Genomic DNA, 23,209 nt, shown 5'->3' with positions numbered 1-23,209 from the left:
CAAATCTCCCGTAAGCCGCCAGGGAGGGCACCCTGGCCGAGCGCCGTGGCGGCGAACGCAGACATGGTACCGCCTGCAGGGAAATTCGTCACGCACCTCAAAAAGCGAGAATCGCCGCAAGACCTAGCTGCTTGAAAAGTCAAACTCTTGCCGTTTTCGTGGCCTCCAAGTCGCGGCAGGGACATTGCGCCAGCCGCTTTTTCGAGCGGCAGCGCGAAGACGGCGGCGGTTTCCTGGCGTGAACATCCTTTTCTAAGGGGAAATTCACCGTTTGGTAACCCAGATTAAATCAAAATGAAGCGACGGGCAGGACGCCGAGCCGGCCTGCCGCCGCACCAGTGGAATACGGGAAAAGCGATGCGCGGATTGATTGCTATAGTTTCCAGCCTGGCCCTGGTGGCCTTGACGGCGCCCGCGCTGGCGCAGTCGGCAACCAAGATCGGCCAGCATAATGCCTGGGGCACCTACAGTTATCAGGCGTCGGGCGGCGGCAAGGTCTGCTATGTCCTGACGGTGCCAACCGACAAGCAGCCGCCGACGCTCGATCACGGCGACATGTTCTTCTTCGTCAGCCAGCGGCCGGGGCAGCAAGTGTCCTACGAGCCGCAATTCATTGCCGGCTATACCTTCCAGGAAGGTTCCAAGGCCACCGTCACCATCGACAAGAAGTCTTTTTCGATGTTCACGCGCGGCAAGTCGGCCTGGGTCGAGAACGCCGCCGAGGAGCCGGTGCTGATAGCCGCGATGAAGACCGGCACCGACATGAAGGTGTCGGCCAAGTCCGGCCGCGGCAACACCACCACCTACGTCTTCTCGCTGAAGGGCATCTCGGCGGCGCTGGCCTCGATCGCCAAGTGCAAGTAGGCGGTTAGGCGCGGTCTTCCCTTCTCCCCTTGTGGGAGAAGTAGGATCGGCGCGCAGCGCCGAGACGGTTGAGGGGTGTTGGACGGAGTGCCGTCATAGCCAAGCTGGAGCACCCCTCATCCGACCGAGCTTCGCTCGGCCACCTTCTCCCACAAGGGGAGAAGGAAGAACCCCGGCATGACTCCGCCGCTAACCTGTGCTATGCGCCGCGCTTCATTTCGGGCACGATGCTGTATTCGGCCGCAAATCGCTTATATTGGCGCAACAATGACCCTTTCATTCGATCTTACCGTCGAAGGCGCGCGTGACGCGTTGCGCACCCGCACGACGCCTGAAAAACCGTCGCTGATCGGCTTGACGCGCGCCGAACTCGGGGCCGCCCTCGTCGCCGCCGGCATCGTGCCGGAGCGCCAGGCGAAAATGCGCGCCCAACAGCTCTGGCATTGGATCTATGTGCGCGGCGTTTCCGACTTCGCCGGCATGTTCAACATCTCCAAGGATCTGCGCGCCGCGCTCGACAGGCATTTCACCGTCGCCAGGCCCGAGATCGTCGAGGAGCAGATTTCCTCCGACGGAACCCGCAAATGGCTGTTCCGCTTTCCGCCGCGCGGCGCCGGCCGGCCGGTCGAGATCGAGACCGTCTACATTCCCGAAGAAGGCCGCGGCACGCTCTGCATCTCTTCGCAAGTCGGCTGCACCCTGACCTGCTCCTTCTGCCACACCGGCACGCAGAAACTGGTGCGCAACCTGACCGCCGAGGAAATCCTCGCCCAGCTCTTGACCGCCCGGGACCGGCTTGGCGATTTCCCCGACCGCGACACGCCCGACGGCGCCATCGTGCCGGCCGAGGGGCGGAAAGTGTCCAACGTCGTCATGATGGGCATGGGCGAGCCGCTCTACAATTTCGAGGCGGTGAAGAAGGCCCTGCTTATCGCATCCGACGGCGACGGGCTTTCCCTGTCGAAGAGGCGCATCACGCTCTCGACCTCAGGCGTGGTGCCCGAGATCTTCCGCACCGGTGAGGAGATCGGCGTCATGCTGGCGATCTCGCTGCACGCCACCAACGACGATCTGCGCGACCTTTTGGTGCCTATCAACAAGAAGTATCCGCTGAACGAACTGATCGCTGCCTGCCGTGCCTATCCCGGCCTGTCCAACGCCAAGCGGATCACCTTCGAATATGTCATGCTGAAGGACGTCAACGATTCGATCGAGGACGCCAAGGCGCTGGTCAAGCTGCTCAAGGGCATCCCGGCCAAGATCAATCTGATCCCGTTCAATCCGTGGCCGGGCACCAACTACCAGTGCTCGGACTGGGAGACGATCGAGAAATTCGCCGACTACATCAACAATGCCGGCTATGCCTCGCCGATCCGCACGCCCCGCGGCCGCGACATCCTCGCCGCCTGCGGCCAGCTCAAGTCGGACTCCGAGCGCATGCGCAAGGTCGACCGGCTGGCGCTGGAAGCCATGATGATCGCGGGGCATGGCGAGGCGTGAACCGCCTCGTCGCCTATCTCATCCGCTTCGCCGTCATCCTTGTCGGCTACGGCGTTGCTTCGCTGGCGGCAAGCGCCTTCCTTAACATCATGTTCCTGGCGTCTCTTGGGCTGATAACGGACGAGACGCAACCGGCGGCGCAGGCGTCGCTGTGGTTTTCAATCCCCTTCGTCGCGCTGTTCGTCGCCTATTTCGCCTTCATGCCGGCCGCCATCGCCATCCTCGTCTCCGAGATCCTTGGCCGGCGTGACTGGCTGTTCTATGCGCTGGCGGGTGCTGTGGTGGCGGCGGTCTTCCTTGGCTTCGTCCACCAGACGGCCGATGCCAATTTCGAGGTTACCAATACCAGCGTCATGCTGGCGGTGATCGGCTGCGGCATGGTCGGCGGTATTTTCTACTGGCTGAGCGCCGGGCGCTCGGCCGGAAGCTGGCGTCAGATCGGACGCCCTATTTCGCCTGGGCCGTCAGGATCTTGAGCGCGAAGGCCGAAAAAACTCCGGCAAACAGATAGTCGACGACGCGGGTCACACGCGGGCTGGATTTCATCGCGGCCGAGAATTTTTCCGCCGCCAGCACCATCGGCGCCGTCACCGGGATCGCCAGCACGACGAACATCGCGCCGAGGAAGAACAGCTTTCCCGGCGCGTCGGGATCATGCGCGGAGACGAATTGCGGCAGGAAGGTCATGAAGAACAGGATGATCTTCGGGTTGAGCAGATTGACCCCGAGCCCCGCCGCCCAGCTGCGGAACAGCGAGATCTGCGGCCCGCTCTTCTTCTCCGGTGAAAACGCCGACCCTTTTGTGATCGCCTGCCATGCCAGGAAGACCAGATAGCCGGCGCCGAAAATCTTCAGCACGAAGAACGCCATCGGCGAGGCGACGATCAGCGCCGAGACGCCGACCACCACCAGCGTGGTGTGGATCAGCGTGCCGCACAAGGCGCCGGCCATCGAGGCAAAGCCGGTGGCACGGCCCTGGCTCAGCGTGCGCGACACGAACAGCGTCATGTCAGGCCCGGGCGTGATCGCCAGGATGAAGGTGGCGATGGAGAACTGGATAAGCGTCGTACTGTCGGGGATGAAGGACATGGCTCGTCTCGTAGCGGCAAAAGACGGCGCAGCCATAGCGCAAGAGCCGTGTCCTCGCCAGCCTCTTGGAGATGAAGCATCTGGTCCAGGCATCGTTCGTCCCTTGCGCTTGCCTAAAACGCCGTGATACCTCGCCCGCGAAGAACCCCTGTCGCGGAACTGCCCACCATGTCGAAAGCAAAAGCCGTCAAGAAAGTCGTGCTCGCCTATTCCGGCGGCCTTGATACCTCGATCATCCTGAAATGGCTGCAGACCGAGCTCGGCGCCGAGGTCGTGACCTTCACCGCCGATCTCGGCCAGGGTGGCGAACTGGAGCCGGCCAGGCGCAAGGCCGAGATGATGGGCATCAAGGACATCCGCATCGTCGATGTCCGCGAGGAGTTCGTATCCGATTTCGTCTTTCCGATGTTCCGCGCCAACGCTGTCTATGAAGGCACATATCTGCTCGGCACCTCGATCGCCCGGCCACTGATCTCGAAACATCTTGTCGAGATCGCCAGGGAGACCGGCGCCGATGCGATCGCGCATGGCGCCACCGGCAAAGGCAACGACCAGGTGCGTTTCGAGCTGTCGGCCTATGCGCTCAACCCCGACATCAAGGTGATCGCGCCGTGGCGCGATTGGTCGTTCAAGTCGCGGACCGATCTCATCAACTTCGCCGAGCAGCACCAGATCCCGGTGCCGAAGGACAAGAAGGGCGATGCGCCTTTCTCGGTCGACGCTAACCTGCTGCATTCGTCTTCCGAGGGCAAGGTGCTGGAGGACCCGTGGACGGAACCGCCGGAATTCGTCCACCAGCGCACCATCTCGCCGATGGACGCGCCGGACAAGGTCACCGAGATCGAGATCGAATTCCTCAAGGGCGATCCGATCGCGCTCAACGGCAAGAAGCTGTCGCCGGCGACGATGCTGGCGGCGCTGAACGATCTCGGCCGTGACAATGGCATCGGCCGGCTCGACCTGGTCGAGAACCGTTTCGTCGGCATGAAATCGCGCGGTGTCTACGAGACCCCCGGCGGCACCATCCTGATCGCCGCCCACCGGGCGATCGAATCGATCACGCTCGACCGCGGTGCCGCCCATCTCAAGGACGAGTTCATGCCGCGCTATGCCGAGCTCATCTACAATGGCTTCTGGTTCGCGCCCGAGCGGCTGATGTTGCAGGCGATGATCGACAAGAGCCAGGAAGACGTCGAAGGCACCGTGCGGCTGAAGCTCTACAAGGGCAACGTCATGGTCAGCGGCCGCAAGTCGAGGAAGACGCTCTATTCCGACGCGCTGGTCACCTTCGAGGACGACCGCGGCGCCTACGACCAGAAGGATGCAGAAGGTTTCATCCGCCTCAACGCGCTGAGGCTGCGGACACTGGCGGCGCGCAATCGCAAGGGTTGATATTCCCAACAGGCCCAATGCTTAGATGAGTTAGGAACCCGGTGAGGACACCGGGTTTTATTTGGCGTCTCTAATATAATAGAAGCCGCGATTTCAGATCGTTTCCTGTTTGACCTTTCCGTGATTTGATCTTACTTCTCGTGCGGGTCGGAGGGCTTTGACAGTGAAAAACAGACTTTTTCTTCTGCTTGCGGCGGTGGCCGTCTTTACCGCGGGTCAGTCCACGCAAGTCCCGGCGGGGCAAACATCCAAGGTCCATACTTGCAAAAGTTTTGACGGCCCCTTCCAGATTCCCGCTTCCCAGAAATGCCCGTTGAGCGGCTACGCGCAGGGTCCCAGAGTCCCGACGGTCATCGGGGACAAGCCAAAAGCGGCTACCCCGGCGCCGCGGAATTCCAAATTCCGTACCTGCAAAAGTTTTGACGGCCCCTTCCAGATTCCCATTTCCCAGAAATGCCCGTTGAGCGGCTACGTGCATTATTGAGCGTGATGTGCCCAGGCGCTTGGCCACGCTTGGAGCTGGTTTCCTGCCCGCGTTGGCTGTCCTGGCGAACTTGGCCGTCGCCAAAGCCAACGATGACCCCCCTCCCTCGACCTTCCCGCGCTGGTCGAGTGCAGGGCTGACGTTCCGACATATAGTGGTTTTGCCCTTTGGCTGACCGACCGCCCCGATGCGCCCGCAAAGCTCGGCTGGAACGACGTTTCTTCCGGCAATCCTTTCCTCAAGCAATATGAATTGCCGGCCCCGCTTCGCGTATTCGGGCGCGAAACGGCGTCCGTCGTCCTTACCGCGACCGGGCCGATGGCGGTGTTTGACGAAGTTTCCACGCCCGGGGCTTGGCCGGACTTTCGGTCGAATAGCGCAATTCCAGGAAAAGCGTGAAACGGTTTTCCGTCCGGGATTGCGTTAAAACAAAGCTCTAGACTAGGACGTAGACTCGTTACCGCGTAGCCAGATACGGACGGAGACGAGTTTGAGGGCAGCGAGGTAGTTTTCTGCCAGCTTGTCATATCGAGTTGCGATGCGACGGAACTGCTTGGCCTGGTTGAAGAAGCGTTCGACGAGGTTGCGGGCCTTGTAGAGGAAGGGGCTGAAGCACATCGGGTCCTTGCGGTTGGCCTTGGGCGGGATGTTGGCCCATGCCTTTTGCTCGGTGACGGCATTGCGCAACGCGTTGGCATCATAGCCCTTGTCGGCGAGCAGCATGGCACCCTCGGGCAAATCCTTGATAAGTCCGCTGCGTAGGCGATGTCACTCATTTGACCTGCCGTGAGCGTCAGCTTGATCGGCCTGCCTTCGGCGTCGACAAGAGCATGGATTTTGGTCGTCAGCCCGCCTCGGGAACGACCGAGACAATGATCTCGATTCCCCTTTTTGCCGTCGCACCCTGCTGATGGACGCGAACAATAGAGGTGTCGATCATCTGCACCGTGCCGTCATGGGCCTCGGTAATGGCGTCCATCAGCCGATCCCAGACACCTGCTATCCGCCATCGAACGAAGCGGTTGTAGCCAGTGGTGCGAGGCCCGTAGCGCTCGGGCAGATCGCGCCATGGCGCACCCGATCGCAGCACCCAGAAGATGCCGTTCAGCACCCGGCGGTCGTCTACGCGCGGCACGCCTCGCGGCTTGTTGGGCAACAGCGGCTCGATCGCCCGCCATTCGAAGTCGGTCAGATCGTATCGGCTCATGCCCTTATGAATCAGACCCCGCTCAAGTTTGGAACCAGCCAGTCGGCAAACGACCCAATGCGGACAGGACGGCTGCTCACACCTCACTTCCATGTTGGTGAGCTTCGTCCTCAACGAAAAGGTCGAGGCCCCAGCCAACACCGCAATCCGCGAGCACCCTCATCGCGGACGGCTCAAGCCAGATGCCGCACTGCTCGTCGTAGGACGTATAGAACCCGCCATAGATCGTAATCTGCTTCGGCCGCACTTCCTGCCGCAGCCGGGCGAAGGCTTCCTCCCGACCTCGCATCTGCTCGATCAGGTAGTTGACCGCATTCTCGTGCTCGGCCCCACTCCGGAGCCTTTGCCGCGGACCATCGAGGCTCCATCCATTCTTCTTGCGCGGGGAACCGTTACGCATCGGGTCGCCCTTGCGGACTATGCGTGTCGGTTCGAGGCTTAGGATCGCAGTCACCCTCTCGGGGTCCGCATCGAAGTCAGAGATCGAGAGCGAGATCATCGCCTGTCCTAGGTTCGAAAGGGCAAGGCAAGCCCTGCGCAGTTGCGAGACTCTTCATGCTCGCCTCGCGCTTCCAAACCGAGCCCAGTCGTTTTTGCGTTTCCTGTCAGTCGGCATCGATCGCCGTGGCCATGCGGGCGATGGCCTGTTGATAGACGCTCGCCGAATTCCAGCCGGCAATTGCGCCCATATTCGCCTGCGCGCTCGCGCCGGCCCGCCAACCATGACTCTTGAGGAAGTTGGCGGTGGAAGCCAACGCAGTGCTCTTGTCGCGCAGATTTTTGTTTCCGACACCATACGTCAAAACATTTCCGGGCAGGAACTGCGTGTGGCCAATCTCGCCGTGCGCGGCACCGACCGACGAGGCGCTCAACGCTCCGCGATCAACCAGCTTCAGGGCCGCAATGGCATGCGGGTAGAAGAACTCCGGACGGCGACAGTCATAGGCCAGCGTTAAAATGGCGGAGACCGTATTCTGGTTGCCCATGGCGGAACCGAAGCCGGTCTCCATGCCCCAGATGGCGAGCAACACGCCCGGCGACACGCCGTAATTCCGTTCGATCTTGTCGAACAGCGCAGCATTGGCCTTCTTCAGCGCACGGCCCCTGGCAATGATCGCGGACGCGCCACGGCGCTTCATGAAAGCTTCCACCGAGCCGCTGAAAGCCTTATGGATGGCGCGGTCGACGGAGATCGTCTTTGTCGCGTAGGTTGCGCGAGCCAGAGCGGCCAGACCCTTCGAGCCGACACCGTCGGCCTTCGCCTCCGCGGCGAACTCCGGTTTCCATGCCTCGAAGCCGGCGCCGCTCTTGCCACAGCTGGCCGCCGCCTGCGCGCCCGTCGCCAGCGCAAGCACCGCCACCACCGTGGCCACTACAAACATCTTCCCCTTGGCAAGAAATGCCATGCTGCTCTCCTGGTTGCCTGAATCACGTTCCCAATTGCGAACTTGCCTGCGAAACACCTGCTTGTCACTGCCCTGGCGCCACGCCGATGCACTCAATACAGCAGGAACCTCAAATCCACCACACTGGCGGACGCCCGGGAATTTGCCTACGATCAAGTAATTATTGTGGCGGGGACAGAATAAGCGTGGAAGACGTTGATGTCGTGATCATCGGCGGGGCGCTGAGCGGTTGTGTGCTATGCGGCGGCGGCGGCCCGGCCGCTCGCAAGCGCGCGCCACGCTGATGCAGCCCGTGGCGGAAAAGATCTTCTTCGCCGGCGAGCACTTGGCCGGTCCGCTGATGCAGACCTGCGGCGGCGCCAGATTGTCGGGCGAGGCAGTGGCCAAGGAGGTCGTCGCCCAGCTTGCAGCAAAATAGCATCTGCCGGCAGGAACGTCGGCAGCTGACAGGCGTTTGGCGTTCTCCTGCTCGTATCGTCCTCCGCATTTCGAATGATTTGAGACGCCAATGAAGCTTTTCGACTGCCCGCATTGCGGCCACCGTCTCTATTTCGAGAACGCGCAATGCCTGAACTGCGCCAGCCTCGTGCTCTACGATCCCGAGCATGCGCGCTTCGCGCTGTCCGGCGCCGAGGTCTTCTATTGCACCAATGCCGACGAATGCGCCTGCAACTGGATGACGGAGCCCGGCCACGCCTTCTGCCGCGCCTGTGCGCTGAACCAGCTGATCCCGGATCTGTCGGTCGACGGCAACCGCCGCCGCTGGATCCGTGTCGAGGCGGCAAAGAAGCGTGCCGTCTATTCGCTGCTCGCCTTCGGCCTGCCGGTCGCACCCAAGCAGGACGTTGGCGACGAGATCGGTCTCGCTTTCGATTTTCTTGCCGATCCGATCGGCGGCGGTCCGGGCGGCGAACGTATCCTGACCGGTCATGACAACGGCCGGATCACGCTCAACGTCGCCGAAGCGGATTCGGCAGAGCGCGAACGGCGGCGCGTCGAGATGGGCGAGAACTACCGCACGCTGCTCGGCCATTTCCGCCATGAACTCGGCCATTATTACTGGGACCGCCTGATCCGCGACGATTCGCAAAAGCTTGCCGGTTTTCGCGCTTTGTTCGGCGACGAGCGCGCCGGCTACGAACAGGCGCTGAAGACCTATTATGCCGATGGCGCGCCGCCCGACTGGCAGCAGCGCCATATCTCGGCCTATGCGACGTCGCACCCATGGGAGGACTGGGCCGAGACATGGGCGCATCACATGCACATCACCGACACACTGGAGATGGTGCATGCCCTGAATTTCCCGCTCGGCCGGCTGGAAACCGTTGAAGCCAACGAGCTGCCGCGCGCCGATACCGGCGGCAAGTTGCAGCCGGCACCATCGGAACCCGCCTCCAGGCCAGAGCCTTTCGAAAGGATACTCGACCGCTGGCTGGTGCTGTCGGAGGCGTCCAACTCGATCAACCGCTGCATGGGCCTGCCCGATCTCTATCCCTTCGTCATCTCGGACGTGGCGGCGCAAAAACTTGCTTTTGTTCACAAGCTTTTGACCGACCTGCCGAAAACGACTGGAACAAATCGTGAGCCGGCCGAAGCCTTTTAGCCGGAACGCATGCGGCTTTGCTTCGTTTTCCGTGCCAAGGGACTGTGAAACGGAGAGAAGACCATGAAACGCATATTGTTTCCGGCGGTGGCCGGAGCGCTCATAGCGATGTCGGGCTCTGCTTTGGCCGACACCGCCGTCTCGGCCATCACTGATCTCAATGTACGCGCCGGCCCCGGCCCGCAGTATCCGGTGATCGGCGTGCTTGCGGCCGGCCAGTCGGCGACGCTCGACGGCTGCATCGCCAACAGCAAATGGTGCACCATCGCCGAGGCTAACGGCCAGGGCTGGGTCTATTCCGACTATGTGACGGCCGATTTCGGCGGCAGCCGTGTGGTCCTGACACAGCGTCCGGCCAGCGCCGACATTGCCGTCGTGACGCCGCCCGCCGATAGCGTCGAGTATTCCGACAGCTATACCGGAGCAATCGTCGCCGGCGAGGCGATCGAGCCTATCCGGAGACCGCCGGCCGAGATCCGTACCTATGTACGTACGCATCGGCTCGATCCGGTCTATCTCGAGGGCGAGGTGGTGACGGGCGCGACGTTGCCTGACACCGTCGAGCTGCGCGAGATTCCGGACTATGATTACCGTTACGTCTATTTGAACGGCCAGCCGGCACTGGTCGATCCGGGCAGCCGGCGTATCGTGTACGTCGTGCGCTGACGATACAAACAGGGAGGTCGCCCTGTAATGGCGACCGCTCGCACTCCCGACATTGCCACAAGCCGGTATTGCCGCTGCAATACCGGTTTCCACATTGGGGCCGATGTTCTAGACCTTGCGAGCCGAAGCACCAGCCAGCGAGCCCGCGTGACGATCGACCCAACCGCCTTCCAACAGTACCGGCACACCGCCAACAACAAGACCACTTTGCCGCGGCTTCTGCTTGGAGCGGTGGTCGTCATCCTGTTCTGGCTCGGAACCACTGCCGCCGTGCTGTTCGGCGGCACCTATGCCTTTGCCGTTTGGCAGGCATCGTCTGGCACCGCCCCGCCAGGTGGGGGAGCGGTGCAGGATTTCATGGCCTCTCCTGCAGGCATCCTTGCGGCGCTGGCTTCATTTGCCGGAATCTGGCTCGGCCTTTGGGCTGCCATGCGCTGGATCCATCAAGAGAAGCTGACAGCCCTGATTGGCGTCAGCCGGCGCATTTCTTGGTCGGGGTTCCTGAAAGGACTGACCGCGGTGCTGATCACCTCGCTGCTTTCCGAGATCCTGCTTTATGGTTTGCAGCCCGACATCGCGCGCGGCGCGATCGGCCTGTCCGCGTGGCTTTTGTTCCTGATCCCGATCGCCGCCCTGACCTTTCTGCAGACCTCGTCGGAGGAGATGCTGTTTCGCGGTTATCTGCTCAGGGGCCTGGCGAGCCGGTTCCGGAACTCTTTCATCTGGGCGCTGCTGCCGGGATTGCTGTTCACCTCCCTGCACTGGAGCCCAGGTTCAAGCGCTGCCATCAATGCCTGCGTGCTGGCCTCGATCGCTGCCTTTGCGCTGCTGCTGACGCTTCTGGTCTATGCAACCGGCAATCTCGGTGCCGGCTTTGGCGCCCATCTCGGCAACAATCTGACCGGCTTCCTGCTGATTTCGCACCAGCAAAGCTATAATTCCTTCGCCCTGTTCAACGCCAAGCCGCTCGAAGCCGCGGGCTGGACGACTTCAGACGCCGTCCTCATCGCTTCGATCGGCGTCGTCAGCAGCCTGTTGACCGTTCTGCTGCTTTTACATCCGCGCTCACCGCTGAAGGTCGAGCCGGATATGGCGCGCGCCGGCAGCGTGCGCTGATGTGCATTGCCTGGTCGTCCTGAGCTATTTGACGCAAAGCTTGACCAAAGCTTGACTCTGCGGCCGATTTCCTGTCTACACGCCGCGAATTCCGCGACGAGTATTCCTCCGAGCAAACCGACCGGGACGCCGAAACCTCTTTGAGGTGAAGTGCTGTAAATCGATCCCGGAGGCCAACACCCGGCAGCGCTGTGCGCCCCCGGGTGCTTTTTGGCTTTGGGCTTTGCCCGGACCGGCTTTTGCTTGGACAGTTGGCGCGAACGCATTACCTCTCGGGCATCATCCGGGTGCCAGGGAAAAGGAAAAAGAATGTTTGAATCGCTACAGGAACGCACAAGAGGCGTGGAGGGCCTTCGGCCCGACAGGGGTCAAAATGAATCCAAGGCGCTGTCGCGCGGCGGGTTGACCAATGTTTGAGTCCCTGCAAGAGCGTCTTGGTTCGATCCTGAACGGCCTCACCGGCCGCGGCGCCTTGTCGGAGGCTGATGTCTCGGCGGCGCTGCGCGAGGTGCGCCGTGCGTTGCTCGAGGCCGACGTGGCGCTGGAAGTGGTGCGTTCCTTCACCGACAAGGTGCGCGAGAAGGCCGTCGGCGCCGCCGTGGTCAAGTCGATCAAGCCCGGCCAGATGGTCGTCAAGATCGTCCATGACGAGCTGGTCGAGATGCTCGGCGCCGAGGGCGTCGCCATCGACCTCAATGCACCGGCTCCGGTCGTCATCATGATGATCGGCTTGCAGGGTTCCGGCAAGACGACGACCTCGGCCAAGATCGCCAGGCGCCTCGCCGACCGTCAAAACAAGAAGGTTTTGATGGCCTCGCTCGACACGCGGCGTCCTGCCGCGCAAGAGCAGCTCCGCCAGCTCGGCGAGCAGGTCAAGGTCGCCACATTGCCGATCGTCGCCGGTCAGACGCCGGTCGATATCGCCCGCCGCGCCGTGCAGGCGGCCAAGCTCGGCGGCCATGACGTCGTCATCCTCGATACCGCCGGCCGCACCCATATCGACGAGCCGTTGATGGTCGAGATGGCCGACATCAAGAAGATGTCGTCGCCGCACGAGATCCTGCTGGTCGCCGATTCGCTGACCGGCCAGGACGCCGTCAATCTGGCGAAAAGCTTCGACGAGCGCGTCGGCATCACCGGCCTCGTGCTGACCCGCATGGACGGCGACGGCCGCGGTGGTGCGGCGCTCTCGATGCGCGCCGTCACCGGCAAGCCGATCAAGCTGATCGGCACCGGCGAAAAAATGGACGCGCTGGAGGAATTCCACCCCAAGCGCATCGCCGACCGCATCCTCGGCATGGGCGACATCGTCAGCCTCGTCGAAAAGGCGGCCGAGAACATCGACGCCGAGCAGGCCGCGGCGTTGGCCAGGAAGATGCAGTCGGGCAAGTTCGACCTGAACGACCTCGCCGGCCAGCTTCAGCAAATGTCGAAAATGGGTGGCATGGGTGGCATCATGGGCATGATGCCCGGCATGGGCAAGATGAAGGACCAGATGGCCGCCGCCGGGCTCGACGACAAGATGTTCGGTCGCCAGCTCGCCATCATCTCGTCGATGACCAAGGCCGAGCGCGCCAACCCCGATATTCTGAAGCACTCGCGCAAGAAGCGCATCGCCGCCGGCTCGGGTACCGACGCGGCCGAAATCAACAAACTGTTGAAGATGCATCGCGGCATGGCCGACATGATGAAGGCGATGGGCGGCAAGGGCAAAGGCGGCGGCCTGATGCGCGGCATGATGGGCGGCCTCGCTTCCAAGATGGGGCTCGGCGGCATGATGCCTGGCGGCCCAGGCGGTCCCGGAGGCGGCATGATGGGCGGCGGCATGCCGGACCTCTCCAAGATGGACCCCAAGCAGATCGACGCCTTGCAGAAGCAGGCCCAGGCGGCCGGGCTCGGCGGCATGAAGGGCCTGCCCGGTGGTCTTCCCGGTGGCGGTGGCCTGCCTGGGCTGCCCGGCGGCATGAAACTTCCCGGCCTGCCGGGCGGTGGCGGGCTGCCAATGCTTGGCAAGAATGGCCTCGGCAAGAAGAAGTGAGGGCGCCATGAACGAAGAGAAGGACATGGCGGACGCGCGTGCGGCGCTGGCCAATTATCGCGCCTCTATTGACAATATCGACGCGGCGCTGATCCACATGCTGGCCGAGCGCTTCCGCTGCACCAAGGCAGTCGGCGTGCTGAAGGCGGAACATGGCCTGCCGCCTGCCGACCCGGCGCGCGAGCAGGAGCAGATCGCCCGTCTTCGCCAACTGGCGAAGGACGCCCATCTCGACCCGGATTTCGCGGAGAAATTCCTGAACTTCGTCGTCCGCGAAGTGATCCGCCATCACGAGCAGATCGCCGCATCCAACGGCGTGACGAAAACCGGCTGAGGACCAGCCACCAACCGATCAACCAGATCAGAGCTTTTAGGAGAAAAGAAATGCCACTGAAAATCCGATTGGCCCGTGCGGGCTCGAAGAAGCGTCCCTATTACCATGTCGTCGTCGCCGACGCGCGTTCGCCGCGCGACGGCCGTTTCATCGAGTCGCTCGGCTCGTGGAATCCGCTGCTGCCCAAGGACGGCGAACGCGTCAAGGTCGACGCCGAGCGCGTCAAGCATTGGCTGTCGCATGGCGCCCAGCCGACCGACCGCGTGCTGCGCTTCCTCGATGAAGCCGGCATCGCCAAGCGCGAAGCCCGCTCCAACCCGAAGAAGGCCGAGCCCGGCAAGAAGGCGCAGGAGCGCGCAGCCTTGCTGAAGAAGGCGCAGGAAGATGCCGCCGCGGCCGTTGCCGCCGCCGCAGCCGCGCCGGCCGAGTCGGAAGCCGCCAGCGCCGAATAAATCATCTCCACAACCACGAAACGGCGGGCCCTGCCCGCCGTTTTGCTATTGCATCCATATGATGCGGCCCGATCAATAGCCTTCCGGACAACTCGCAACGTAGACACGACCGTTACGATCGCGATAACGGCATTGGCCGCTTTCGCTGGCACGGCCGATCAGCGCACCGGCCAAAGCGCCGGCCGCACCGCCGATCACCGCGCCCTTGGTCGGGTTGCCGGCCACAGCAGCGCCGACCGCCGCACCGCCCAGGCCACCAACTGCCGCGCCTTGCTCAGTACGGGAGCAGGCACCGAGCGGCACCAGCAGGGCCATCAAGATCATCACCTTTTTCATTGTCGTTCCTCTCCAACAGGGTGCCGTCCTCGCCGCTGCACCCCCTAACTCGCAACCAGGCGATTTGATCCAAAGAAGAAGATCGGCTGCCGCCCGGCGGCGCTCAATTTGATCCAAAGAGTAGAAAGGCGGCGGCAGACCGCGCCCGCTCTGGCGGCCTGGCCACCATCGAGCGGCTTTCGATGTCGCGCTATTGGCTGAACGGGAATAACGCGCGCACCCTTGGATCGCGCAGATACAGGCCACCCCAGAGGATGGCGCCGAGATAGACGCCGAACAGTATGTGCGAGAACAAAGGGCTGCCGATACGCACATGCGTGGCGACGGCACCGCCGAGATAGGCGGTGAGCAGGATGGCGCCGAGCACCGAGGTGCGCGGCAGCGCGTAAAGCGCTGTCGAGACCAGTCCAATGATGCCGAGCATGCGCGAGACATTGGCATCGGCCGGCCAGCCGAGCTGCACCATGGTCTGGGTGACGATTTCGAGCGGCGGTAGCTTGATGACGCCGTCGAAGATCATGAACAGCACGATGACGGCGCTGAGCACGCGGCCGGCCCACAGGGCACGCGGTGAGACGGGTGCTGCCTGAGACATGGTCATTGATGTTCCCTCCGGTCGTTGTGAGCACTGGCTCCTTCGCCAGGTCGAACCAAGGACGCGGCCCATGACGGCGATCCGACACGCCTCCAGCTCTTTTTCACTCCGGGGGACGGCGACCTCGGATGTACAAGTTCAGCCGGCAACGAACCTGGTCAAGTCCACCTTGCGAGGTGAGATGGAGGGCGTTATTGAAAATCCGTAGGGGTGTCTGCCGACGCTCGACGGCAGCCGCCGCCTGATCGCACAACGAAAAGCAACCGATGGCCGGAGAGACCGACCTGAAACAGTTGCTGGCGGCGATGACGCCGGAATTGCTTGCCGGCGTTCATGTCTTCACCACGTTGCCACCCGATGCGCCCGCTCCCGACAGGCTCCACCCGGTGATGCTATTTCGCGAGCGCGAGGGCACGACGCTGATCGTGCTTGAAGACCATGCCAAGGCCGCTGGACTGAAAACCGTGTTCCGCTGCCGGATGCTGACGCTGAACATCCATTCGTCGCTGGAAGCGGTCGGCTTCCTCGCCGCCATCACCGCGCGGCTGGCCACCGCCGGCATCGGCGTCAATCCGGTCTCGGCCTTCTACCACGATCATCTGTTCGTGCCCGCCGACCGGGCGGAGGAGGCGCTGGAGTTGCTGTTGGACCTAGCGGAGGAGAACCGGCTGTGACGCCGGCGCCTTGCTGCCTATTTGAGACGCCTGCGCTGCCCCTCATACGCCTGCCGGAACCTTCCCCCCGTGAACGGCGAGAAGGGCGCAAAACGGCCGAAGGCCGAGCCTGCGACCGCAGGCCGCCGGTCGTCCGGCGCCCCCGCGGAGGCCAGCCGCGCTAGCGGTGATACGGCCGTGAGCGAAACAACGGCCGAAGGCCGAGCCCGCGACTGCGGTCCGCCGGCCTTCCGGCGCCCCCGCGGAGGGCCAGCCGCGACAGCAGCGATACAGCCGTGAGCGGAAAAGCAAGCTGAGCAAAAATCGCGGCCGAAGGCCGAGCCCGCGACTGCGGGCCGCCGGTCGTCCGGCGCCCCCGCGGAGGCCAGCCGCGCTAGCGGCGATACGGCCGTGAGCGAACTATGCCGCCTTCTTCTTCGGCTGGATCAGCCCGCGCTCGACCAGCAGCTCGGCGATCTGCACCGCATTGAGTGCCGCGCCCTTGCGCAGATTGTCGGAGACGATCCACATCGACAGGCCGTTGTCGATGGTCGAGTCCTCGCGGATGCGCGAGATGAAGGTGGCGTCCTCGCCGGCCGATTCCAGCGGCGTGATGTAGCCGCCGTCCTCGCGCTTGTCGATGACCTGGCAGCCCGGCGCCTCGCGCAGGATCTCGCGCGCCTCATCGGCGGTGATCGGCTTCTCGAACTCGATGTTGACCGCTTCCGAATGGCCGATGAACACCGGCACGCGCACGCAGGTCGCCGTCAGCTTGATCTTCGGGTCGAGCATCTTCTTGGTCTCGGCCACCATCTTCCACTCTTCCTTGGTGAAGCCGTCGTCGAGGAAGACGTCGATATGCGGGATGACGTTGAAGGCGATACGCTTGGTGAACTTCTTGACGTCGACCTGGTCTGCGACAAACACCGCGCGCGTCTGCGTGAACAATTCGTCCATGCCTTCCTTGCCGGCGCCGGAGACCGACTGGTAGGTGGCGACGACGACGCGCTTGATGGTGGCCGCGTCATGCAGCGGCTTCAGCGCCACGACCAGCTGCGCCGTCGAGCAGTTCGGGTTGGCAATGATGTTCTTGCGCGTGAACAGCGAGATCGCATCCGGGTTCACTTCCGGAACGATCAGCGGCACGTCCTGGTCGTAGCGGAAGGCCGACGAATTGTCGATGACGACGCAGCCCTGCTTGCCGATCTTCGGCGACCATTCCTTGGAGACGTTGCCGCCGGCCGACATGATGCAGATGTCGGTGTCGGAAAAATCATATTGGTCGAGCGCCCTGACCTTCAGCGTGCGGTCGCCGAACGACACTTCCGTGCCCTGGCTGCGCCGCGAGGCCAGCGCCACCACCTCGCTCACCGGAAAGCCGCGTTCCTCCAGTATGTTGAGCATTTCCCGGCCCACATTGCCCGTGGCGCCGACGATCGCAACCTTGAAACTCATCGAAATCTCCTGTCCCTCTCCGCTCGGTTTCTGGAGAAAACCCGCCGGCCGATGCGAGTTTCAACCCCCGGGCCGGACCCGGGAGAGGGTGGTTAGGCCAAGGGAATCAGACCGTTTTGGTGGTCGTTTTGCCGGTTTTTTTGAGCAAGAACGTGATTTTGCTGGAACGAGGAGACGCAGCGACGCGCCCGGCCCAATGGTTCGCATTGGGGCCGGGGATGTCGAAGGCAGAAAGCGCCATCAAAAGGCCGCGCATCGAAAACTATCCCGTTCGGTGCCGGCTTTTACGCGGTTTACGTCTAGAGTCAATCGCAAGCAGGCCGACCCGCCCGCCCTGTACAATGACGGCGGCACCAAGTACGAACGAGCATCGTCTGGCTCGTGGCGCCCGTCTGTTGGCGCTTGCCGACATTTGACCCGTCGCCGGGTATTCAGAATCCGAATTTCGAAAGAGCAAGATGTCCAACTTCGAAGCTATTGTTCCCGCGCTGGCAAAGGCGCTGGAAAAACGCGGCTATGTCGAGCTGACGCCGGTGCAGAACGCCGTTCTCGAGCTTGGGCAGGCCGATGCGCTGGTTTCGGCCCAGACCGGCTCCGGCAAGACCGTCGCCTTCGGTCTGGCTTTGGCGCCGACCCTTCTCGATGGCGCGGAGCGGTTTTCCCACGCGGCGGCACCCCTGGCGCTGGCCGTGGCGCCGACGCGGGAGTTGGCCCTGCAGGTAACGCGCGAGCTGGAATGGCTCTACGAACTGACCGGCGCCACGGTGGCGTCCTGCGTCGGCGGCATGGACATGCGCACCGAACGGCGCGTGCTGGAGCGCGGCGCCCATATCGTCGTGGGCACGCCCGGCCGCCTGCGCGATCACATCACCCGCAATTCGCTCGACATGTCGGCGCTCAAGGCAGTGGTGCTCGACGAGGCCGACGAGATGCTCGATCTCGGCTTTCGCGAGGATCTGGAATTCATCCTCGATGCCGCACCCGCCGATCGCCGCACGCTGATGTTTTCCGCGACCGTGCCGCGCTCCATCGCCACGCTGGCCAAGGGCTACCAGCGCGATGCTGTGCGCATCTCGGCCTCCGGCGAGGAAAAGCAGCATCTCGACATCGAATACCGGGCGCTGAGCGTCGCCCAGGCGGACCGCGAAAACGCCATCATCAACGTGCTTCGCTACTACGAGGCCAAGAATGCATTGGTGTTCTGCAACACCCGCGCCGCCGTCAACCATCTGACGGCGCGCTTCAACAATCGCAACTTTTCCGTCGTGGCGCTGTCCGGCGAGCTTAGCCAGAACGAGCGCAGCCACGCGCTGCAGGCGATGCGCGACGGCCGCGCCAAGGTCTGCATCGCCACCGACGTCGCGGCACGCGGCATCGACCTGCCCAATCTCGAGCTGGTGATCCATGCCGACCTGCCGACCAACCCGGAAACGCTCCTGCACCGAAGCGGACGTACGGGTCGTGCGGGACGCAAGGGCGTCAGCGCGCTGATCGTGCCCAATAGTGCCCGCAGGCGCACCGAGCGGCTGCTGCAAAGTGCCGGCCTTGCGGCAACCTGGGCGAGCCCGCCGTCGGCCGACGACGTGATACGGCGCGACGATGAGCGCATTCTCGCTGATCCGGTCTTCAGCGAGCCTATGAAGGATGAGGAGCGCGGCTTCGTCGAGGCGCTTCTCGATCAGCACGGGCCCGAACAGGTTGCCGCCGCCTTCGTGCGGATGTGCCGCTCCAGCCACTCGGCGCCGGAGGATCTTCTCGACGTGGCAGCGTTCACGCCGTCGGGCGAAAAATTTGCGCGGCGGGACGAGACACCGAGCCGCCGCGACGATTTCGGCGACAGCGTCTGGTTCTCGCTGTCGGTCGGACGCCGGCAGAATGCCGAGCCACGCTGGCTGATCCCGATGCTGTGCCGGACAGGCGGCATTTCCAAGCGCGAGATCGGCGCCATCAAGATGCAGCCGGAGGAAACCTTCGTGCAGATCGCGGCGGACTGGGCCGAGCGTTTCCTCGCTGCGATCGGCCCCGACCGCAAGCTGCAGGGCAACATTGCGGTCAAGCGGCTGGATGGCACGCCGGATTTGTCGCGGGCCGGCTACCAGGAACCACGACCCGACAAGAAGCCGCACCGCGGCAAGCGCACCTTCGATCAGAACACGCCCAAATTCGAGAAGCGCGCACCGGCCGACCAGCGCCCGGCATTCGAGGCGAAGCCCTGGGCCGGGAAACCGGCCAAGGCGAAGTTCGAAGGCGGACCTGCGAAACACAAGAAATCGAAGAAACGGCCGGGGTAAATAGCCAGCACTCTCCATTTCCGCACGCCCCTTGCGGTCTGCCGGAACTTTGCACAGTCTGGGGCGGGGAAATGGGGGTGGGCAGGACATGCGCGGCGAAGTTCTTCATTACGACGAAGACCAGGGTTTCGGCTTCATCACCGGAGCCGACGGCAACCGCTACACTTTGGCGCGCGAAGATTTGCGCCGCGAAGCATCGGTTGCCGGAGGTACGACCGTCGAATTCCAGCCGGCTGGCGGACGGGCACGCGATGTTTTTTCGATCCGCTCCCAACCTGCCAGCGCGCCCGCCGACGCCTCCACTGCAACCGCCGCCCCAACTCAGGCCGGCAATGCGCCCGCGGCACGTCAGCCGCAACATTTCGGCCGTTCCGCTGAACAAAGTCCGGCCGAATCGGCTGGCCTGTGGAACTATTTCTGGCGGGGTCTGACCGAGAATTACTTCAACTTCGCCGGCCGTGCCCGCCGCAAGGAGTATTGGGGCTATTGTCTGTTCTGGACGATCGCGCTGATCGTGGTCATGGGACTCGGCGTCTTTATCGACGACGCCATGGGCAATCTCGACAACAGTGAATTGCCGGCAGTGACGGTCGGCCTTTCCGGTCTCTTCCTGCTGGCGACAGCCCTGCCATGGTTCGGGCTGAACGTGCGTCGCCTGCACGATACCGGCCTGACGGGATGGCTCTTTCTGCTTTTCCTGATCCCGACCTTCGGCACCGTGATCATCCTGATCTTTGCGCTGATCCCGACCCAGCCGCGCGAGAACAAGTGGGGTCCCGTGCCGGCGGGTGTCAGGGTTTAGTGTCGTCCTTAGTCTAGTGCCCCGCCAGACGACAGCCTAAGGAACACCTTCTGCCCGTGCCGTCGGCACTTCAACGCTGAGGAGCTCGACCTGTTTTTAGAAATGACGAAGGGGGTTGTGCAGCGTATTTCAGCGCGCATGGAGGAGACCCACGCTAGCGCGCGCACGAGGAATCGTCCATGACGGACCCGGAACTACTCGCCTTACTCGACAAGCTGCGAGCCGTGATGATCAGCGTTGCCACTGGTGGCGCTCGCATCGGCGAGGTGAATAATGAGTTCCAGGAGGATTATCGCACGGTAGCTGACGAACTGCGCAACCGGGAAATTGAGAACCCGCTGCCCTACAGCGACCTTTGGCAATGGTATGGAAAATGGAGCGCTGACATCGCGGGCTATGGACCCCGGCGCGCCTATGTCGCCGATCTATTTGCGCCGCTGATTTCTCGCGTTCGCGCTTCCCGGGTGGCAGAGACTCCGCCTACCGGCTGGGCTCGTGTCGATCGAACTATTGTAGATGCGCGTGAGCGCCTCTCCCGCGCGAAGACCGAGGAGCAGTTCCAAGCGATCGGTCTGCTTTGCCGGGAAGCCCTTATTTCAGTTGCCCAGGAAGTTTTCGACCCTACGAAGCATCCAACCCGAGGCGGATGTGCGCGTGAGCACTACCGACTATAAGCGCATGATTGAGGCCTATGTCGCTGTTGAGATGCGGGGCGGCGCGGCCGAGGAAGTGCGTAAACATGCGCGCACGGCGCTAGACCTTGCCTTGCGACTACAACATCAGCGCACTGCCGGCTTCCGCGATGCCGCCATTTGCATTGAAGCGACATCAGCCGTTGTGGGCATCATCGCCATTGTTAGCGGCCGGCGAGACCCTTAACGCTCATTCTATTTCCGGAGATCGAGTGAGACGGTCGCTTGCGATACGCCGATCAGATCGGCGATTGCGGTTTGACGATGGCCATCTTTGCGGAGTTTCTTGACAATCCTTCGCCGCGCCGCTGGCGTCAATCCTGACGGATTGAAATCGGTCAGTTGCCGAAATTGTCCGTTAAGCATTGTCGTGGCTGACTGAACGCGGCCATCCGCTCGCTTCACATGAGCCGAGACAATCCCAGCACGAATTCTCAATTTAACGTCGTCACGCCGGCCGACCTGGAGGTCTTCGAGAAGCGACCCTACGGCGCTGTAGTCGAGCTTCACCTTGACGAGATTTGGCATTCGTCACTCCTCTAATAGGATTGATAAGAATCCTATTAGAGGAGGTTAAGCCGGCCGTCAACGCAGGCATCAATACTCGATCTTCAAATCGAGCTTCACCGCCTCCACCTGCACGCCTGCAAGCTGGGCCACGCGGTCTCTCGCCCAGGCCATCACTTCGGCGATTGTGGACAAGCTAGGTTCGACCGTCTCGGGCGCGTGCTCTACCTCTTCCCTGCCCGCTTCTTCGTGAGGATTGTCGCCGAGTAGATCGGAAATCGCATAGACCGCGACACGCTTGTAGTGATCGAGAATGCCCGTCCCGACACTGGCGGCAATACCGCGATTGTCGCGGTCGAGCCCTACCCACATGCCGAAATTATCCTTGATAGTCTGCCCCTCCTTGGAGCGGGCGGCATAGTGGGCGTTGAAACGCTTGCGCACGTCATCGGCCGGAAAAATGTAGACCTCGACGTTTTCCGGGTCATCCTTCGAGTCCACCGTCGCAACGATGACAGTCTCGACATCATCAAGCGTCTTCCACTTCGTGCCCCCTTTCAACGGAGGGAAGGCGATGTAGCGGTCGCGCGTAGTGCGGATCGCGGCCACTGTCGTCTTGCCGTCCTTGGTGATGTTCCAAATGTTCGACAGGCCCCGTCCCGGCACGCGGGCTAGGGAATAACCCTGCGCCTCGGCCGCCTTCTTTGCCGCGCCCACCATCAGTCGCCACCGAACCGATTCAGACTGTTCGCTTAGCAGATTAATCACTTTAGCCGTCCTTCAATTTGCGGTGTGCTCGTCATGAGCCATCCGACAAGATGAATATACGTAATTGCCAACCAAATGTCAAACGTTTGAATCAGTATGCGAAACAAATAGCAGTTCGGGTTAATCGTATTGAGATCGAGCCGGCTTGTGCATAATTCACGGATTTCGCACAAAGGTGAGGAATTGCTGACCGAGATCGCCCGCAGCTATAACGTCTCACACTCGACTATATCGAGGTTGCGCGCCTGATCGCGCAGGGAGCAGTCATGCCGACTTGCCACACGTGCGGCGGCCAAATCGAATTTCGGTATAGGGGCGGCCGGCCGACGCCGATTCATACCGATAGCCGCTGGTGTTCCGGCTACAGCAGCGGCCCAGGTGCGGCGGCCATCAAACCGTTCGGCACCGTCGTTTCATATGTCAACCCAAACGCGCATTGCCCGGTCTGCGGCAAGCAGGTGTTCTATTATCAATGCCCACACGGCGGCCGGGTGTTCTTCGACAATCTTGGCTGGCCTTGGCCAAAACATGGCTGCACCGATAACCCACGTTCGCAGAAAGGCCGCGTGGAGGCGCGCGTCATAAACTCCCACACCGCGTTCAGAAGCGCTCAGGGGGAACCGCTCGACCTATACGAGCTGCTTTCGATCGCCGAAAAGCGCAACATCGTACATATGCGCTTCCGCAGAATGAACGAGAACCGCAGTTTCAGCGTGTCGCTGGCACTGGGGCGCCTCCGCGATCATGACATCACGATCGACGACCTTTGGACCGCGCCTTCGTTCGTTGTGCGGAGTTACGAAACGCACCGCATCGTCGAATTTATCTCAGGCAGGAAGAAACGGATCGACACGCTCACGCTGGCGCGATCCGGCAAGGGCTCGGCATGAATTGCCCTGTGCCGCCATTTCGCAAAGCATGGCGGCGAGTGCCGCCGCATCCCGGGTCGTCGCCCAGCG

The 23,209-nt window shown here is 62.5% G+C and carries 26 protein-coding genes and 1 pseudogene; 17 read left to right on the top strand and 10 right to left on the bottom strand.

Translation table 11 applies throughout. The features are described from left to right. The first annotated feature begins 357 nt into the window (after positions 1-357). The 3 genes from NKH59_RS06410 to NKH59_RS06400 all read left to right on the top strand — a co-directional run bounded on the left by NKH59_RS06410 (position 358) and on the right by NKH59_RS06400 (position 2,840). Positions 358-864, top strand: coding sequence for an invasion associated locus B family protein (locus NKH59_RS06410; RefSeq protein WP_023721899.1), 507 nt, complete (start codon positions 358-360; stop codon positions 862-864). A gap of 267 nt (positions 865-1,131) precedes the next feature. Beyond that, complete coding sequence (gene rlmN / locus NKH59_RS06405; RefSeq protein ID WP_352615494.1) at positions 1,132-2,364, top strand: dual-specificity RNA methyltransferase RlmN; 1,233 nt, start codon at positions 1,132-1,134, stop codon at positions 2,362-2,364. Next, the gene (locus tag NKH59_RS06400; protein ID WP_353021356.1) at positions 2,361-2,840 is read left to right on the top strand and encodes a hypothetical protein; all 480 of its coding nucleotides are present in this window, start codon (positions 2,361-2,363) and stop codon (positions 2,838-2,840) included. Before rlmN ends, NKH59_RS06400 begins: the two co-directional genes overlap by 4 nt. On the opposite strand, the gene NKH59_RS06395 is transcribed toward NKH59_RS06400, so the two are convergent. Beyond that, a complete protein-coding gene (locus NKH59_RS06395; RefSeq protein ID WP_023679833.1) occupies positions 2,812-3,453 on the bottom strand; it encodes a LysE family translocator in 642 nt (213 codons plus the stop codon). The two genes, NKH59_RS06400 and NKH59_RS06395, sit on opposite strands and share 29 nt — an antisense overlap. Before the next feature lie 168 nt (positions 3,454-3,621). Here NKH59_RS06395 and NKH59_RS06390 point away from each other — a divergent pair, with 168 nt between their 5' ends. After that, a complete protein-coding gene (locus NKH59_RS06390; RefSeq protein WP_352770308.1) occupies positions 3,622-4,845 on the top strand; it encodes an argininosuccinate synthase in 1,224 nt (407 codons plus the stop codon). Positions 4,846-5,770: 925 nt separating this feature from the next. On the opposite strand, the pseudogene NKH59_RS06385 reads toward NKH59_RS06390, so the two are convergent. The 3 genes and pseudogenes from NKH59_RS06385 to NKH59_RS06375 form a co-directional block, all read right to left on the bottom strand. After that, a pseudogene (locus NKH59_RS06385) lies at positions 5,771-6,536 on the bottom strand (IS5 family transposase). Positions 6,537-6,612: 76 nt separating this feature from the next. Next, a complete protein-coding gene (locus NKH59_RS06380) occupies positions 6,613-7,035 on the bottom strand; it encodes a DUF4279 domain-containing protein (RefSeq protein ID WP_352748287.1) in 423 nt (140 codons plus the stop codon). Between the two features lie 106 nt (positions 7,036-7,141). Then, positions 7,142-7,942, bottom strand: a complete 801-nt coding sequence (locus NKH59_RS06375; protein ID WP_352470839.1) for a lytic murein transglycosylase — start codon at positions 7,940-7,942, stop codon at positions 7,142-7,144. 292 nt (positions 7,943-8,234) lie between these two features. On the opposite strand from NKH59_RS06375, the gene NKH59_RS06370 reads away from it, so the two are divergent. From NKH59_RS06370 to rpsP, 7 genes are all read left to right on the top strand, one after another. Then, positions 8,235-8,360, top strand: a complete 126-nt coding sequence (locus NKH59_RS06370; RefSeq protein ID WP_352817233.1) for a hypothetical protein — start codon at positions 8,235-8,237, stop codon at positions 8,358-8,360. Between the two features lie 90 nt (positions 8,361-8,450). Further along, on the top strand, positions 8,451-9,545 hold the full coding sequence (locus tag NKH59_RS06365) for a zinc-binding metallopeptidase family protein (RefSeq protein WP_353021354.1): 1,095 nt from the start codon (positions 8,451-8,453) through the stop codon (positions 9,543-9,545). 63 nt (positions 9,546-9,608) lie between these two features. Further along, positions 9,609-10,211 carry a DUF1236 domain-containing protein gene (locus NKH59_RS06360; RefSeq protein ID WP_353021352.1) on the top strand — a complete coding sequence of 201 codons (603 nt, stop codon included), beginning with the start codon at positions 9,609-9,611 and terminating at the stop codon, positions 10,209-10,211. 147 nt (positions 10,212-10,358) lie between these two features. Continuing rightward, positions 10,359-11,327 carry a CPBP family intramembrane glutamic endopeptidase gene (locus tag NKH59_RS06355; RefSeq protein ID WP_353021350.1) on the top strand — a complete coding sequence of 323 codons (969 nt, stop codon included), beginning with the start codon at positions 10,359-10,361 and terminating at the stop codon, positions 11,325-11,327. A gap of 409 nt (positions 11,328-11,736) precedes the next feature. After that, on the top strand, positions 11,737-13,365 hold the full coding sequence (gene ffh / locus NKH59_RS06350) for a signal recognition particle protein (protein WP_353021347.1): 1,629 nt from the start codon (positions 11,737-11,739) through the stop codon (positions 13,363-13,365). Between the two features lie 7 nt (positions 13,366-13,372). Next, positions 13,373-13,699 carry a chorismate mutase gene (locus tag NKH59_RS06345; RefSeq protein ID WP_254817890.1) on the top strand — a complete coding sequence of 109 codons (327 nt, stop codon included), beginning with the start codon at positions 13,373-13,375 and terminating at the stop codon, positions 13,697-13,699. Between the two features lie 50 nt (positions 13,700-13,749). Then, positions 13,750-14,151, top strand: coding sequence for a 30S ribosomal protein S16 (rpsP, locus tag NKH59_RS06340; protein WP_352615509.1), 402 nt, complete (start codon positions 13,750-13,752; stop codon positions 14,149-14,151). A gap of 72 nt (positions 14,152-14,223) precedes the next feature. Here rpsP and NKH59_RS06335 read toward each other — a convergent pair whose 3' ends face one another. Further along, positions 14,224-14,487: a YMGG-like glycine zipper-containing protein gene (locus tag NKH59_RS06335; protein WP_023680734.1), complete on the bottom strand. Its 264-nt coding sequence runs from the start codon at positions 14,485-14,487 to the stop codon at positions 14,224-14,226. Between the two features lie 190 nt (positions 14,488-14,677). Continuing rightward, positions 14,678-15,088 (bottom strand): DoxX family protein, encoded by a 411-nt coding sequence (locus tag NKH59_RS06330; protein ID WP_352615511.1) that lies wholly within the window; start codon positions 15,086-15,088, stop codon positions 14,678-14,680. Between the two features lie 260 nt (positions 15,089-15,348). Between NKH59_RS06330 and NKH59_RS06325 the strand changes: the two genes are divergently transcribed. Beyond that, positions 15,349-15,756 carry an ACT domain-containing protein gene (locus tag NKH59_RS06325; protein WP_352685360.1) on the top strand — a complete coding sequence of 136 codons (408 nt, stop codon included), beginning with the start codon at positions 15,349-15,351 and terminating at the stop codon, positions 15,754-15,756. Positions 15,757-16,155: 399 nt separating this feature from the next. On the opposite strand, the gene NKH59_RS06320 is transcribed toward NKH59_RS06325, so the two are convergent. Both NKH59_RS06320 and NKH59_RS06315 read right to left on the bottom strand, forming a co-directional pair. Continuing rightward, positions 16,156-17,190: an aspartate-semialdehyde dehydrogenase gene (locus NKH59_RS06320; RefSeq protein WP_023680535.1), complete on the bottom strand. Its 1,035-nt coding sequence runs from the start codon at positions 17,188-17,190 to the stop codon at positions 16,156-16,158. 106 nt (positions 17,191-17,296) lie between these two features. Then, complete coding sequence (locus NKH59_RS06315) at positions 17,297-17,446, bottom strand: hypothetical protein (RefSeq protein ID WP_352450216.1); 150 nt, start codon at positions 17,444-17,446, stop codon at positions 17,297-17,299. Positions 17,447-17,648: 202 nt separating this feature from the next. On the opposite strand from NKH59_RS06315, the gene NKH59_RS06310 reads away from it, so the two are divergent. The 4 genes from NKH59_RS06310 to NKH59_RS06295 all read left to right on the top strand — a co-directional run bounded on the left by NKH59_RS06310 (position 17,649) and on the right by NKH59_RS06295 (position 21,162). Next, positions 17,649-19,481: a DEAD/DEAH box helicase gene (locus tag NKH59_RS06310; protein WP_353021344.1), complete on the top strand. Its 1,833-nt coding sequence runs from the start codon at positions 17,649-17,651 to the stop codon at positions 19,479-19,481. Between the two features lie 88 nt (positions 19,482-19,569). Further along, on the top strand, positions 19,570-20,283 hold the full coding sequence (locus NKH59_RS06305; protein ID WP_353021342.1) for a DUF805 domain-containing protein: 714 nt from the start codon (positions 19,570-19,572) through the stop codon (positions 20,281-20,283). A 179-nt stretch (positions 20,284-20,462) separates the two neighbouring features. After that, positions 20,463-20,957: a hypothetical protein gene (locus NKH59_RS06300; protein WP_353021341.1), complete on the top strand. Its 495-nt coding sequence runs from the start codon at positions 20,463-20,465 to the stop codon at positions 20,955-20,957. After that, the gene (locus NKH59_RS06295) at positions 20,938-21,162 is read left to right on the top strand and encodes a hypothetical protein (protein WP_353021339.1); all 225 of its coding nucleotides are present in this window, start codon (positions 20,938-20,940) and stop codon (positions 21,160-21,162) included. Before NKH59_RS06300 ends, NKH59_RS06295 begins: the two co-directional genes overlap by 20 nt. 8 nt (positions 21,163-21,170) lie before the next feature. On the opposite strand, the gene NKH59_RS06290 is transcribed toward NKH59_RS06295, so the two are convergent. Then, on the bottom strand, positions 21,171-21,503 hold the full coding sequence (locus NKH59_RS06290; protein ID WP_352577293.1) for a hypothetical protein: 333 nt from the start codon (positions 21,501-21,503) through the stop codon (positions 21,171-21,173). Between the two features lie 69 nt (positions 21,504-21,572). Continuing rightward, positions 21,573-22,250, bottom strand: a complete 678-nt coding sequence (locus NKH59_RS06285; protein ID WP_353021336.1) for a hypothetical protein — start codon at positions 22,248-22,250, stop codon at positions 21,573-21,575. A gap of 491 nt (positions 22,251-22,741) precedes the next feature. On the opposite strand from NKH59_RS06285, the gene NKH59_RS06280 reads away from it, so the two are divergent. After that, a complete protein-coding gene (locus NKH59_RS06280) occupies positions 22,742-23,140 on the top strand; it encodes a hypothetical protein (protein WP_352697017.1) in 399 nt (132 codons plus the stop codon). Positions 23,141-23,209: the final 69 nt, after the last annotated feature.

The organism is Mesorhizobium sp. M0998, from assembly GCF_040318885.1.
Lineage (GTDB): Bacteria > Pseudomonadota > Alphaproteobacteria > Rhizobiales > Rhizobiaceae > Mesorhizobium.
The sequence above is the reverse complement of the archived record's forward strand: the minus strand, read 5'-3'. Positions and strand labels throughout refer to the sequence as shown.

Excerpts from the sequence above, each read along its gene's own strand:
- NKH59_RS06410 (WP_023721899.1), top strand. The coding sequence starts at position 358 with ATGCGCGGATTGATTGCTATAGTTTCCAGCCTGGCCCTGGTGGCCTTG.
- rlmN (WP_352615494.1), top strand. The coding sequence starts at position 1,132 with ATGACCCTTTCATTCGATCTTACCGTCGAAGGCGCGCGTGACGCGTTG.
- NKH59_RS06395 (WP_023679833.1), bottom strand. The coding sequence starts at position 3,453 with ATGTCCTTCATCCCCGACAGTACGACGCTTATCCAGTTCTCCATCGCC.
- NKH59_RS06390 (WP_352770308.1), top strand. The coding sequence starts at position 3,622 with ATGTCGAAAGCAAAAGCCGTCAAGAAAGTCGTGCTCGCCTATTCCGGC.
- NKH59_RS06380 (WP_352748287.1), bottom strand. The coding sequence starts at position 7,035 with ATGATCTCGCTCTCGATCTCTGACTTCGATGCGGACCCCGAGAGGGTG.
- NKH59_RS06375 (WP_352470839.1), bottom strand. The coding sequence starts at position 7,942 with ATGGCATTTCTTGCCAAGGGGAAGATGTTTGTAGTGGCCACGGTGGTG.
- NKH59_RS06365 (WP_353021354.1), top strand. The coding sequence starts at position 8,451 with ATGAAGCTTTTCGACTGCCCGCATTGCGGCCACCGTCTCTATTTCGAG.
- NKH59_RS06360 (WP_353021352.1), top strand. The coding sequence starts at position 9,609 with ATGAAACGCATATTGTTTCCGGCGGTGGCCGGAGCGCTCATAGCGATG.
- ffh (WP_353021347.1), top strand. The coding sequence starts at position 11,737 with ATGTTTGAGTCCCTGCAAGAGCGTCTTGGTTCGATCCTGAACGGCCTC.
- NKH59_RS06345 (WP_254817890.1), top strand. The coding sequence starts at position 13,373 with ATGAACGAAGAGAAGGACATGGCGGACGCGCGTGCGGCGCTGGCCAAT.
- rpsP (WP_352615509.1), top strand. The coding sequence starts at position 13,750 with ATGCCACTGAAAATCCGATTGGCCCGTGCGGGCTCGAAGAAGCGTCCC.
- NKH59_RS06335 (WP_023680734.1), bottom strand. The coding sequence starts at position 14,487 with ATGAAAAAGGTGATGATCTTGATGGCCCTGCTGGTGCCGCTCGGTGCC.
- NKH59_RS06330 (WP_352615511.1), bottom strand. The coding sequence starts at position 15,088 with ATGACCATGTCTCAGGCAGCACCCGTCTCACCGCGTGCCCTGTGGGCC.
- NKH59_RS06325 (WP_352685360.1), top strand. The coding sequence starts at position 15,349 with ATGGCCGGAGAGACCGACCTGAAACAGTTGCTGGCGGCGATGACGCCG.
- NKH59_RS06320 (WP_023680535.1), bottom strand. The coding sequence starts at position 17,190 with ATGAGTTTCAAGGTTGCGATCGTCGGCGCCACGGGCAATGTGGGCCGG.
- NKH59_RS06315 (WP_352450216.1), bottom strand. The coding sequence starts at position 17,446 with ATGCGCGGCCTTTTGATGGCGCTTTCTGCCTTCGACATCCCCGGCCCC.
- NKH59_RS06310 (WP_353021344.1), top strand. The coding sequence starts at position 17,649 with ATGTCCAACTTCGAAGCTATTGTTCCCGCGCTGGCAAAGGCGCTGGAA.
- NKH59_RS06305 (WP_353021342.1), top strand. The coding sequence starts at position 19,570 with ATGCGCGGCGAAGTTCTTCATTACGACGAAGACCAGGGTTTCGGCTTC.
- NKH59_RS06300 (WP_353021341.1), top strand. The coding sequence starts at position 20,463 with ATGACGGACCCGGAACTACTCGCCTTACTCGACAAGCTGCGAGCCGTG.
- NKH59_RS06290 (WP_352577293.1), bottom strand. The coding sequence starts at position 21,503 with ATGCCAAATCTCGTCAAGGTGAAGCTCGACTACAGCGCCGTAGGGTCG.